We start from the raw sequence: 13,560 nt of genomic DNA on the forward strand, positions 1-13,560 counted from the left end.
GCTCTTTCTTATAACTTTTCAATTACGAATAATGGCATATCATATTCAACTGGATCAGCATCTTTTACTAATACTTCTAAGATTTTGCAATCGCATTCTGCTTCAACTTCATTCATAATTTTCATTGCTTCTAAAATACATAAAGTTTGTCCTTTTCTTACTGTATCTCCAGCTTTTACGAATGCTGGTGAACCAGGAGATGGAGCAGCATAATATGTTCCCACCATTGGTGAATTAATTGTATCTGAACAAGTTTGAACTCCTTTTTCTGTTGAGCAAGAAGTCTCAACAGGAGCACTTATAGATGGTGTTGAAATAGCAACAGGGTGAGCAGCAGGTGCCATTGATGTAACAGGTGCCATTTCAATAGCCCCATCAAATCCTTTCCCCATAGATATTTCAAAGTCACCTTCTTTGATTTTTAATTTATTAAGTTCACTTTTGTCAAATACTCTTATTAGTTCTTTAATATCTTTAAAATCCATAGACGTACCTTTTTATTAAATTTCGCTATAATATATCAAAAAAATCATTATAATTTAATTTATTTATATGGAGTTTAAGTGTTAAGTGATATAAATTTTATAAATATAGCGCATGAAATAGCAAGTGCATCTAAATGTGTATCAAAACAAGTAGGTGCAGTTATAGTAAAAGATGGAAGAATTCTCTCAACGGGTTACAACGGTACCCCATCAGGGTATATAAATTGTAGTGAACATTGGAAAGATGAATATACTAAAGATCACCATGAATGGTCAAAAACTTATGAAATTCATGCAGAGATGAATGCAATAATTTGGGCTGCTAGAAAAGGAATTAGTATAGAAGGTGCCACTATTTATGTAACATTAGAACCTTGTGCAGATTGTTCAAAAAACTTAATTGCAAGTGGAATAAAAAGAATAGTGTATGATAGATCATATGAACATACAAACTCTGATATTGTTACAAAATTTATAAAAGATAATGGTGTAACAATAGAGCAAATTAAAGTTAATGAAAATAAATAATCATCTTTTTTATAAGAAATCTATTTTAAAATATGGACTTACAGCAAGGGGAGTTCATTGGGACTCTTCTTTTACTCAATATTTAAGATTTGAAGTTCTTTTTCAATTTATTGAAAATTTAAATAACTCTTCTATTGTTGATGTAGGTTGTGGATTTGCTGAGTTTGTTAATTTTCTAAACTATAAAAATATAAAACCAAAGGAGTATTTAGGTATTGATTGTGAAGAGCAAATGATAAAAATCTGTAAAAGTAGATTTAAAACAAATAATTTTTTAGTAAAGGATGTTTTAAAAGATACTTTAATAAAAAAAGATTATTATATTTGCAGTGGAGCTTTAAATCTTTTAGAATTCAATGAGTTTAAACTTTTTATAGAAAACTGTTTTAAAAATTCACAAAAAGCTTTTATTTTTAATTTTTTAATAAAAAATAGTTTTACTAATATAAATAAAGAAGAAGTACTCGCTTTTTGTAAAACACTTACCAATAAAATTTCCATTGAGTGTAACTATTTGGAAAATGATTGCACAATAAAACTAGAAAAATAGCATTAAAATAGCATTTTTGTAAAATATCATAAGTTTTTCATATTAGTTGTGTAGAATTTCTTATATAATAAAAGGAGTTTGCATGAAAATTGGATTATTTATACCTTGTTTTATGAATGAGTTATATCCTGATGTTTGTATGGCAACACTTAAAATTCTTAAGAAATTAAATTTAGAAATTGATTATCCTATGAGTCAGACTTGCTGTGGTCAGCCAATGGCAAATTCTGGTTGCTCAAAAGATATTGAAACTTTAGCTAAACAGTTTGTTGAGACTTTTAAAGATTATGATTATATTGTTGCTCCAAGTGGTTCTTGTGTTACTATGGTAAAAGAACACTATGCCCCATTTTTTAAAAATAATAGTGATTATAATAAAGTAAAAACTTCAATTTATGAAGTTTGCGAGTTTTTACACGATATTATTAAAATCGAATACTTAGATGTTAGTTTTCCTTATAAAGTTGGTATTCATAACTCATGCCATGGGCATAGAATGTTAAAACTAGGAACTCCAAGTGAATTAAATATTCCTTATAATTCTAAATTAAAAAATCTATTATCTTTAGTAAAAGATATAGAAATTGTTACTTTACAAAGAGAAGATGAATGCTGTGGATTTGGTGGAACATTTAGTGTAACAGAAGAAGATATTTCAGTTGCTATGGGTAAAGATAGAATAAAAGACCATATAGATTCACAAGCCCAAATAATAACAGGTGCAGATATGTCATGTTTAATGCATATGGATGGTATTATTAATAGAAATAAAGAAAATATCAAAGTTATGCATATAGTTGAAATTCTTGCAGGAGCTAAATATGAGTAATAATCATCCATTAAATGCAAAAGCTTTTGTTGCAAATGATGAAAGAATGCATTGGCATGATAAAGCTTTATGGTTTGTAAGAGAAAAAAGAGATAGGGCATCAAAATCTATTCCTGAGTGGGAACAATTAAGAGAGTATGCAAATATTATTAAAACTCATACTATGGCAAACTTAGATAAATATCTTTTAGAGTTTGAAAAAAATGCAAATGCAAAAGGAATTACTGTTCATTGGGCAAAAGATGCAAAAGAACATAATGAAATTGTATATAAGATTTTAAGTGAAAACAATGTAAAAAAAGTTGTTAAATCAAAATCAATGCTAACAGAAGAGTGCCATTTAAATCCTTTTTTAGAAAGTAAAGGTTTAGAAGTTGTGGATTCAGATTTAGGTGAGAGAATTGTTCAACTAAGAAAAGAGCCACCATCTCATATTGTTCTTCCTGCAATTCACTTAAAAAAAGAGGATGTTTCTGATACTTTCCATGAAAAAATGGGTACGGAAAAAGGAAACTATGATCCTACATATTTAACAAGGGCTGCAAGGGCTGATTTAAGAGATAAGTTTTTAAAAGCTGATGCAGGAATTACAGGAGTAAACTTTGCTATTGCAAATACAGGTGGAGTTGTAGTTTGTACAAATGAAGGAAATGCAGATATGGGTGCTAGTTTACCAAAACTGCATATTGCTTGTATGGGAATAGAAAAAATTATTCCAAGATTGGAAGATTTAGGAGTTTTTACAAGACTACTTGCAAGAAGTGCAACAGGGCAACCTATTACTTCATATACTTCACATTTTCATGGTCCTATTGAAGGTGGAGCTATGCATATTGTAATTGTAGATAATAAAAGAACACCATTTTTAGAATCTTCAAAATATCAAAAAGCTTTAAATTGTATTAGATGTGGAGCTTGTATGAATACTTGTCCTATTTATAGAAGAAGTGGAGGTCATTCGTATGAGTATGTAATTCCAGGTCCAATTGGTTCAACATTATCTACATTTAGAGACCCTAAAAAACATAAGACATTACCTTTTGCATGTACTTTGTGTGGTTCTTGTTCAAATGTTTGTCCAGTTAAAATTGATTTAGATGCTCAATTATACAATCATAGACAAGATTTAAGTGCAAAAGATATAATAGATCCAAAGAAAAAGTTTATGATGAAAGCTGCTTCTTGGCTAATGTCCCATCCAACACTATTTGATTTAGCAGGTAAAGTGGCTAGAAAAGTGGTACCATTATTGCCTAAAGCTTTAATTTATAATAAATCAAATGTTTGGGGAAGACAAAGAGACCTACCAAATATGCCTAAAAATAGTTTTAAAGAACTGTATAAAAAAGGATTGGAAGATGACAAGTAAAGAGATAATTTTAGCTTCAATAAAACAAAATAATAAGGTAAAAGAGACACCTCTTCCTTCTTATAATAATTTTGGAATAGTATATGAAGATAAGTTTGCAAAATTTTCTGAAATGCTTTCAAGTGTTGGTGGGAAAGCTTTAATTGTAAAAAAAGAAGACTTAGATAAAACTATTAAAGAGATTTATCCTGAAGAAAAAGTAATTACAACAAATGTACAAGGGTGTTCTTTAGGAAATTTTGATGCAAATGCCCAAGAGGATGCACATAAATTAGAAAATATAGATTTATGTATAGTAAAAGGTAATTTTGCTGTGGCTGAAAATGGTGCAGTATGGCTAAAAAATAGTGATAATAGACATAGAAGTTTATATTTTATTGCACAAAATATTGTAATAGTTGTACAAAAAGAAGATATTTTAAATAATATGCATGAAGCATATGAAAGAATCTCTTTTGAGCAGGCAGGTTATGGTGTATTTGTAAGTGGTCCATCTAAAACAGCAGATATAGAACAATCTTTAGTAATTGGAGCACATGGTCCAAAATCTGGATATATAATTTTTGTAGATTGATGATATAATACAGGCTTAAAGGATTAATTTGAAAAAGATATTAATACTAATAAGCCTTGTTATATCCCTTTTTGCTAAAGAAAGCTCCAAAGAGGTATTATTACTTCATTCTTATCATAAAGGATATAAATGGACAGATGATATTTCAAATGCAATAGAAAAAAATTTTAATAAATACAACAATATAAATCTAACTACAATTTATATGGATACAAAAAGAGTATCTAACCAAAACTACTATGTAAAACTAAAAGAACTATATAAAGAACAATTTTTAAATAGAAGATTTGATGTAATAATCGCAAGTGATAACTCTGCTTTAGAGTTTTTAATAGATTATCAAAATGAACTTTTCCCTAAAACTCCCATACTTTTTTGTGGGATTAACTATTTTGATGAAAAAATACTTGAAAAAAATGATATGAAAGATTATATTAGTGGGGTTATTGAACAAGTAGATTTAGAAAAAAACTTTGAACTTATTTCAAAACTTCATCCAAATTTAGAAAAATTAGTAATTATAAATGATAAGTCAAAAACTGGACTTATAATGAAAAATGATTTAAATAAACTTATACCAAAATATAAAAATAGATTTGAAATTGAATATATTGATGATATGCAAATGAATGAACTTAAAAAGCATGTGTCAAATAGCAGTAAAAATACTGCACTTTTATTTGTTCTTTTATTTAAAGATAAAACGGGGAAGTTTTTTACTTATAAAGAGAGTTTAGAACATATAAAAAGTTTTTCAAATGTACCAATATATGGTTTATGGGATTTTTATTTAAATTATGGGGTTATTGGGGGGCTATTAACTTCTGCAAAAGCACAAGGAGATGCAGCTTCAAAAATGGCCTTAGAGATTTTACTTGAAAATAAAAAAATCAAAGATATTCCAATTTTACGAAAATCTCCAAATCAATATATGTTTGATTTTAATGAACTAAAAAAATTTGATATTAATATTCAAAAGTATGTGGATAATTATATTATTGTAAATAGACCTTTTTCTTTTTATAGAAAATATAAGCTTTTAGTAAATATTACAATTGCAACAATGCTTGTTTTTATAATCTTAATTATTTTAATGAGAGCAAATATTAATAGAAGAAAAAAGCTTCAAAGGGATTTATCAAATAGATTGGAATTTGATAAAGTATTACTTGATACTATACCAAATGCAATATATTATAAAAATGTTGATGGAAAATTTATAGGTTGTAATTTAGCTTTTGCAAATCTAATGGGATTAAATAAAGAAGAAGTTGTGGGGAAAAATGCTTTTGATTTTTTTCCAAAAGATATAGCTGAAAAGAATACAAAAGTTGATGAAAAACTACTTAAAACACTAAAAACTGATACTTCTGAAATGGCATTGCATTTTAGTAATAAAGAGATTAAATATTTTATTTTAAATAAGGCTGTTTATAAAAATATAGATGGAAGAATTGGTGGGATAGTTTGTATTATGGATGATATTACAGAAAGGGTACAACAAAAACAGTTTTTAATTCAACAAAGTAAACTAGCAGAAATGGGAGATATGGTGGCTGCTATTGCTCATCAATGGAATGAGCCCTTAGTGGAACTTTCAGCACAAGTGCAAGATATACAAACTTCATATTTATTAAATGAACTAAAAGATACTCAAGTTGAAGAGTTTGTAAATGATTCTATGATACAAATTCAATATATGTCAAGAACTTTAAATGATTTTAGAAACTTTTTAAAACCTTCTACAAAAAAAGTAATTTTTCCAATAAAAAAAGCACTAGATGAGATAAATGAGATTATAGGAAAACAAGTTTTTTACTCAAATATTAATATGACATTTAATTATTTAGATGGAGAAAATTTAGTTGTTTATGGATATGAAAATGAATTTAAACAAGTTTTATTAAATTTAATAAATAATGCAAAAAATAAAATAATTGAAAATTTTGCTGAAAGTCAAATTAAAGGAAATATTATAATTAATATTTCAAAATTTCAAAATTATAATAAAATAGAGATTATAGATGATGGAGGAAAAATTGATGAAAAAATTATTTCTTCTATCTTTGAACCATATTTTACCACAAAAAAAGATGGTACAGGAATAGGGTTATATATGGCAAAAGTTATTGTAGAAGATAAAATGCAAGGATTTATTAAAGTTAATAATGTGGGAAATAATGTGGTTTTCACAATAATAGTACCTTATAAAAAGGATTAAAATGAATATATTACTTTTAGAGGATAATAAAAAATTAAATCAAACTATTACAAAAAGATTGAAATTAAAAGGTTATAAAATAGATGCTTATTTAGATGGAAATGAAGCATATAATAATATAACTGAAGGCTATAGTTGCTTTATTCTTGATATAAATGTTCCAAATGTTGATGGAATAAAGATTTTAAAAAAAATTAGAGAGTTTTATGAAGAGGTACCTGTAATTATTATTAGTGCTTCAACAGAACTTGAAGTAATAAAACAATCATATGATTTTGGTTGTAATGATTACTTAAAAAAACCATTTTTTATTGATGAATTGGAGATAAAAGTAGAAAAATTATGTAAAATTAAAAATGATTTTATCTTCTTTGATGATAATTCATATTTTGATTATAAATCCTCTATTGTGGTTTTAGAAGGAGTGGAACAAAGGCTAACTAAAAAAGAGAGATTACTAATGAATCTTTTTTTAACAAAAAGGAATCAAGTTTTATCATATGATACGATACAAAATTATGTATGGGAAGGTAGTTTTGCATCACTTGAATCTATAAGAAGTCTTATTAGACGCCTAAGAAAGGTACTTTCTAATAAATATATTGAGACAGTTGTAGATACAGGATACATCTTTAAAACTACATAAAAATTACATAATAGTTGTAAAATATCATATCATTATCATCTCAAATGGTTAAAATTTAAAACAACACATAAAAAAGGAGAATGTTATGATGTTTAAAAAGACAACTAAATTACTTGTTGCTTCTGCGCTAGTTACGACACTTAGCTCAGCAGCATTTGCAGCAGATAAAGTTTACAAGTGGAAATTGGCTACTACTTGGGGTTCAACTTTATCACCATTTATTGATGCACCAACAAATATGGCAAAACTTGCAGAAGAGATGTCAGATGGAAGACTACAAATTAGAGTTGATGCAGCAAATAAACATAAGGCACCTTTAGGTATTTTAGATATGGTAAAAGGTGGTCAATATGAAATGGGACACTCTGCTTCATATTATTGGAAAGGTAAAGATATTGAAACATTACCTTTTACTACAATGCCTTTTGGTATGACTGCACCTGAGCAATATGCATGGTTCTATTATGGTGGAGGACTAGAACTTATGCAAAAAGCATACTCAAAACATAAAGTATTATCTTTCCCTGGTGGAAACTCTGGAAACCAAATGGGCGGTTGGTTTAGAAAAGAGATTAATTCATTAGATGACTTAAAAGGTCTAAAAATGAGAATTCCAGGATTTGCAGGAGAGGTTTTAGCAAAACTTGGTGTAACAGTTACTAATATTGCTCCAGGTGAGCTTTATACTTCTTTAGAAAGAGGAACAATTGATGCATTAGAATGGGTAAGCCCATCAATGGATATTAAAATGGGATTCCATAAAATTGCTCCATACTACTATACAGGTTGGCATGAACCAGCAACAGAATTACAATTCTTAGTTAATGAAAGAAAATTTAGTAAATTACCAAAAGATTTACAAAAAATCTTAATTACAGCTATGAGAGTTGCAGCTTATGATATGTATGTAGAAAACTACCATATGAATGCAGAGGCTTGGGCTCAAATTGCAACAGACTATCCAAATGTAAAAATTAAAACACTTCCAGAAAATGTAATTAAAGCTATGAAAAAAGCAAATGATGAATTATTAGTTGATATGGCTAAAGAAAGTCCATTATTAAAAGAGGTTTTAGAATCTCAAAAAGCTTATATGAAAAAAGCAAGAGAGTGGACAAAAATGGCTGATTATAAATACTTAGAGGATAATTTATAATAGTTTTTTAACCTTCCTACTTTTTTTATATATTAAGAAGCCCCTTTTTAAGGGGCTTTTATTTTAAATAAAAAGTAATATAATAATGGCTTTGATAAGTGTAAACTTTATATTTATTAAACTCATTTGAGAGAGTAAACAAAAAGGATAAGCTAATGCTTTTAAAACTAGAACGGGGTTTTGAAAAATTTGCAAATATTATAGGTGGTATAACTGCTATTGTTATAGTCCTAATGATATTAAATGTATTTTATGATGTTGTTATGCGATATTTATTTAAAAGTGGAAATATTGCTATGCAAGAGATGGAGTGGCATCTATTTTCAATAGTTATTTTACTAGGAGTGTCTTATACTTTAAAAGAAGATGGACATGTAAGAGTAGATTTAATATATGATAGATTAACAGAAAAGAAAAAAGCTATAATAAATATGATAGGTGTTATTACATTTATCTTCCCTATTTCTTTATTAATTGTGTTTGGATCTTTAGATTTTGTTCATGAAGCTTATGCTTTTAATGAAGTATCAGGAGATCCAGGTGGCTTAACTCATAGATGGTTAATTAAATCTATGATTCCAATTTCATTTGTTTTATTAATGGTTACTTCTATTGGATATTTTATAAAAAATTTAAATATCTATTTAGGATTACATCATATACCAGAACATAAGTTTGAAGAGAAAAAGGCAGATAAGTAATGATTGGTATTATTATGTTTTTTACAGCATTATTTATGCTGTTAATTGGGTTCCCTGTTGCTTTTACTTTTGGAGCAGTTTCTGTTGTATTTGGAATTATTGCAGGAATTGTAGAAATAGGATTTGATGGGGGATTAGTTGCTGGTTTAATTGAAGGATTTGAAGAGGGTATGTATATGTTTGATTTTATGCCCCATAGAATCTGGTCTATTATGAATAATACGATTTTAATGGCAGTTCCAATGTTTATTTTTATGGGAATTGTATTACAAAAAACAGGTCTTGCTGAAAGATTACTTGAATCAATGGGATTCTTATTTGGTGAGATTAGAGGTGGAGTTGCTATTTCAACAGTATTAGTTGGAACTCTTCTTGCTGCATCTACGGGTGTTGTTGGAGCTTCAGTTGTTGCAATGGGAGTTATTTCTTTACCTGTAATGCTTAAATATAAATATAATACTGAATTAGCCACAGGTACAATCTGTGCTTCAGGAACACTTGGTCAAATTATTCCTCCTTCAATTGTTTTAATTATCTTGGGAGATGTTTTTCAAGTTCCAGTGGGAGATTTATTTCAAGCAGCTGTTTGGCCAGGATTATTTTTAGTATTGGCATATATTTTATTTATTTTTGTTGTGGCTTTAGTTAAAAAAGATATGGCACCTGCAATTCCTGCTGATCCAACTAGGGGAAGTAAATCAAAACAAGTTGTAAGAGCTTTAATTGATATTATTCCATCTTTAACTCTTATTATATTAGTTTTAGGTTCTATTTTTGCTGGTGTTGCAACTCCTACTGAATCAGCAGCTGTTGGTTGTTTAGGTGCAATGGCATTAAGTTTTATGTATAGAAGTTTTACCCTTGATATGGTAAAAGAAGCTGCATTTGAGTCTGTAAAAATTACTTCTATGGTATTTGCTATTTTAATTGGAGCAACAGCTTTTTCTATGGTATTTACTTATACAGGTGGAGATGAGTTAGTTGAACATTTTATGATGAATTTACCAGGAGATGAAAAACTTGGATTTATTATATTTACAATGTTAGCAATTTTTGTTTTAGGATTTTTTATTGATTTCGTTGAGATTTCATATATTATTGTTCCTATTTTAGTACCTATTGCTGTAAATTTAGATATAAATCCAGTATGGTTTGCTATACTTATAGCAATGAATTTACAAACATCATTTTTAACACCACCTTTTGGATTCTCCCTTTTCTATTTAAAAGGAGTAGTTCCTGCAACAGTTAGAACAATTCAAATTTATAAAGGTGTTTTACCTTTTATTTTAATACAAATAGGTGTATTAGCAATGTTAGCTTTATTCCCTGAGTTTTTTGGGATTAAGCCAACAATAGGATAAGAGTCTTTCTTATCCTAAAATCTTTAGGAAATGGTTATGAATAAAAAAAGCATATTAAAGCTAGTTTCAAATATTGTTTTTAAACAGTGTGATAGAATGTCATTTTTTATTGATGACCCCCAACAAAGAATCTACACAGTACCAAGGCTTGAGTGATAAGTTTATATTTTTTCAACATTTAAAAAATAAAAAAATATAAGGATTATCAATGTTAAGCAATGAATATAAAGAATTTTATAATCAAATAATTAAAAAAATACCAGAAAATATAATATTTACAGATGAGTTACATACTTTAGCCTATGGAACAGATGCTTCTTTTTATAGATTAATTCCTAAGATAGTTATTAGAGCTGAAAATAGTATTCAAGTTAAAGATATTTTACAGTTAGCTAGCTCAATGAATTTAAGTGTTACTTTTAGAGCTGCTGGAACTTCTTTATCAGGACAAGCAATAAGTGATTCAATTTTAGTTGTTACTTCTAGAAATTGGACAGATTTTAAAGTTGCAGAAGATAAAAGTTATATCTCATTAGCACCTTCTTTAACAGGAGCACAAGCAAATAATATTTTAGCTACTTATGGGAAAAAAATAGGTCCAGACCCAGCAAGTATCAATGCTGCTATGATTGGTGGAATTGCTGCAAATAATGCTTCCGGGATGTGTTGTGGAGTTTCTCAAAACTCATATAAAACCTTAAAATCGATGAAGTTAATTTTTAGTGATGGAACAGAACTTGATACTTCAAATGAAGTAAGTAAAAATGCATTTAGAAAAACGCATAAAGAGTTCTTATCTAACTTAAAAATGTATGCACAAAGTGTAAAAGAAGATGAGCAATTAAGTGCAAAAATTAGAAAAAAATTTAAGATGAAAAATACAACAGGGTATAGTTTAAATGCCTTAATTGATTTTGAAGATGAATTTGAGATTTTACAACACTTAATAATTGGAAGTGAAGGAACACTAGGTTTTATAAAAGAAGTAACTTATTATACAGTTGAAGATTATAAAGATAAAGCTAGTGCTTTAGTATATTTTACTGATGTAAATGAAGCCTGTAAAGCTGTTACAAAATTAAAACTTGCAAAAGAAGATAAAAAAATAGTTGTAGATGCAGTTGAACTTATGGATAGAGCAGGACTTGCAAGTATTGAAAATGATGAAACAATGCCTTCATATATTAAAGAGTTTGATGAAAATGTTACTGCACTTTTAATTGAAACAAGAGCAAAAACTCCTAAAGAATTAGATATTCAAATTAAACAAATTGAAGATAATTTAAAAGAGTTTTCTTTAGCAAAAGAGCTTTATTTTACAAAAGATATAGAAGAATATACTAAATATTGGAAGATAAGAAAAGGGCTTTTCCCAGCTGTTGGAGCAGTTAGAAGAATAGGAACAACTGTTATTATTGAAGATATTGCTTTTCCTATTGAATATATGGCAGAAGGAACTTTAAAGCTTCAGGCATTATTTAAAAAGCATAACTATACAGAAGCTTTAATTTTTGGACATGCTTTAGAAGGAAACTTACACTTTGTATTTACACAAGATTTCTCTACACAAGAAGAGATAAAAAGATATGATGAGTTTATGTATGATGTAACACAACTTGTTGCTGTTGAGTATGAGGGAAGTTTAAAAGCAGAACATGGAACAGGTAGAAATATGGCAGCCTTTGTTGAGTTAGAGTGGGGTGCCAAAGCCTATGAAATGATGAAAAAAATCAAAACTTTATTTGACCCTAAGGGCATTTTAAATCCAGGTGTTATTATAAATGAAGATAAAGAAGCACATATTAAAAACTTAAAACCGCTACCAGCTACAAATGAGTTAGTTGATAAATGTATCGAATGTGGTTTTTGTGAGCCTGTTTGTCCTTCAAATGTATTAACTTTAACTCCAAGGCAAAGAATTGTAATAAATAGAGAAATTTCAAGATTAGAAGACCAAGAACATAATTTTGAAAAAGCTAAAGAGTTAAAAGAGTTATATACTTATGATGGAATAGAAACTTGTGCCACATGTAGCTTATGTTCAACTGCCTGTCCTGTTGGTATTGATACAGGAAGTTTAACAAAATATTTAAGACATGAAAAGATTACTCCAACACAAGAAAAAATAGCAAATTTAATTACAAATAATTTTTCTACAACTTTAAGTGGTATGAAACTAGGTTTAGGTGTGGCAAATTTAACACACTCTTTAATAGGTACAAATGCTATGAAAGGTCTTACTTCAACTGTTAGAAAAATATCAGGAAATAAGATAGCAAAATGGAGCGAACATTTACCAAAAGCAATTAGTATTGATTTAAAAATCGAGCAAAAAGCAAGTGATTTAAAAGTGGTATATTTCCCTTCATGTATAAATAGAACTATGGGATTAAGTAGTGCGAGTAAAGAAGAAAAACAGTTATTTGATACTACTGTTGAGTTATTACATAAAGCAGGTTTTGAGATAATTTTTCCTAAAAAAATAGATAGTTTATGTTGTGGTATGCCTTTTTCTTCAAAAGGATATGATAAACAAGCAAAAATAAAATCACATGAATTAGAAGAGGCTTTAATTAAAGCTAGTAATAATGGAGAATTCCCTATTCTTTGTGATACAAGTCCTTGTACTAAAAAGATGATAGAAAGCTTTGAATTTAAATTAAAACTTTTTGAACCAATAGAGTTTGCTTTAGAGCATTTAATACCTAATTTGGAAATAAAAACAATTAATGAGCCAATTACAATACACACAACTTGTTCTTCAAGAAAAATGGGCTTACATGAAAAGTTTATAAAACTAGCAAAATTATGCTCAGCTGAAGTAATAGTTCCAAATGATGTAACTTGCTGTGGATTTGCAGGTGATAGAGGATTTAATTTCCCAGAATTAAATCAAAGTGCATTAAGAAACTTAAAAAGTGGGATAAAAAATGCAAAATATGCCTTCTCAACTTCTAAAACTTGTGAAATAGGTCTTAGTGAATATTCAGGACTTGATTACAACTCAATTTTCTATTTAATTAATAGTTGTTCAAAAGCAAAATAAAGAATAGTGTTTACACTATTCTTTATTAAATAACCTAAATCTTTTTTTATAAAACTGATATTTACTATTTTTTTGGTAAAATATCACTTTT

At 28.1% G+C, this 13,560-nt stretch carries 12 protein-coding genes; 11 read left to right on the forward strand and 1 reads right to left on the reverse strand.

The window, feature by feature from the left end:
* Positions 1-8: 8 nt before the first annotated feature.
* Entirely contained in the window at positions 9-485 is a 477-nt protein-coding gene (gene accB / locus AMYT_RS00370) for an acetyl-CoA carboxylase biotin carboxyl carrier protein (RefSeq protein ID WP_114840597.1), read from the reverse strand.
* A 78-nt stretch (positions 486-563) separates the two neighbouring features.
* Between accB and AMYT_RS00375 the strand changes: the two genes are divergently transcribed.
* The 11 genes from AMYT_RS00375 to AMYT_RS00425 all read left to right on the forward strand — a co-directional run bounded on the left by AMYT_RS00375 (position 564) and on the right by AMYT_RS00425 (position 13,469).
* Positions 564-1,013, forward strand: a complete 450-nt coding sequence (locus tag AMYT_RS00375) for a deoxycytidylate deaminase (protein WP_114840598.1) — start codon at positions 564-566, stop codon at positions 1,011-1,013.
* The gene (locus tag AMYT_RS00380) at positions 1,000-1,563 is read left to right on the forward strand and encodes a class I SAM-dependent methyltransferase (RefSeq protein ID WP_114840599.1); all 564 of its coding nucleotides are present in this window, start codon (positions 1,000-1,002) and stop codon (positions 1,561-1,563) included. The genes AMYT_RS00375 and AMYT_RS00380 overlap by 14 nt, the downstream gene beginning before the upstream one ends.
* An 82-nt stretch (positions 1,564-1,645) precedes the next feature.
* Positions 1,646-2,392 (forward strand): (Fe-S)-binding protein, encoded by a 747-nt coding sequence (locus tag AMYT_RS00385; protein ID WP_114840600.1) that lies wholly within the window; start codon positions 1,646-1,648, stop codon positions 2,390-2,392.
* Positions 2,385-3,761 (forward strand): lactate utilization protein B, encoded by a 1,377-nt coding sequence (locus AMYT_RS00390; RefSeq protein ID WP_114840601.1) that lies wholly within the window; start codon positions 2,385-2,387, stop codon positions 3,759-3,761. The genes AMYT_RS00385 and AMYT_RS00390 overlap by 8 nt, the downstream gene beginning before the upstream one ends.
* Complete coding sequence (locus AMYT_RS00395; protein WP_114840602.1) at positions 3,751-4,335, forward strand: LutC/YkgG family protein; 585 nt, start codon at positions 3,751-3,753, stop codon at positions 4,333-4,335. The genes AMYT_RS00390 and AMYT_RS00395 overlap by 11 nt, the downstream gene beginning before the upstream one ends.
* A gap of 28 nt (positions 4,336-4,363) precedes the next feature.
* A complete protein-coding gene (locus tag AMYT_RS00400) occupies positions 4,364-6,556 on the forward strand; it encodes an ABC transporter substrate binding protein (protein WP_114840603.1) in 2,193 nt (730 codons plus the stop codon).
* Between the two features lies 1 nt (position 6,557).
* Positions 6,558-7,202 (forward strand): response regulator transcription factor, encoded by a 645-nt coding sequence (locus tag AMYT_RS00405; protein WP_114840604.1) that lies wholly within the window; start codon positions 6,558-6,560, stop codon positions 7,200-7,202.
* An 88-nt stretch (positions 7,203-7,290) separates the two neighbouring features.
* Complete coding sequence (locus AMYT_RS00410; protein WP_114843119.1) at positions 7,291-8,358, forward strand: TRAP transporter substrate-binding protein; 1,068 nt, start codon at positions 7,291-7,293, stop codon at positions 8,356-8,358.
* A gap of 155 nt (positions 8,359-8,513) precedes the next feature.
* Entirely contained in the window at positions 8,514-9,059 is a 546-nt protein-coding gene (locus AMYT_RS00415; protein ID WP_114840605.1) for a TRAP transporter small permease subunit, read from the forward strand.
* Entirely contained in the window at positions 9,059-10,423 is a 1,365-nt protein-coding gene (locus AMYT_RS00420; RefSeq protein ID WP_114840606.1) for a TRAP transporter large permease, read from the forward strand. The genes AMYT_RS00415 and AMYT_RS00420 overlap by 1 nt, the downstream gene beginning before the upstream one ends.
* A 208-nt stretch (positions 10,424-10,631) precedes the next feature.
* The gene (locus AMYT_RS00425) at positions 10,632-13,469 is read left to right on the forward strand and encodes an FAD-binding and (Fe-S)-binding domain-containing protein (RefSeq protein WP_114840607.1); all 2,838 of its coding nucleotides are present in this window, start codon (positions 10,632-10,634) and stop codon (positions 13,467-13,469) included.
* The last annotated feature ends 91 nt before the right edge of the window (positions 13,470-13,560 follow it).

It is taken from the genome of Malaciobacter mytili LMG 24559, from assembly GCF_003346775.1.
GTDB lineage: Bacteria > Campylobacterota > Campylobacteria > Campylobacterales > Arcobacteraceae > Malaciobacter > Malaciobacter mytili.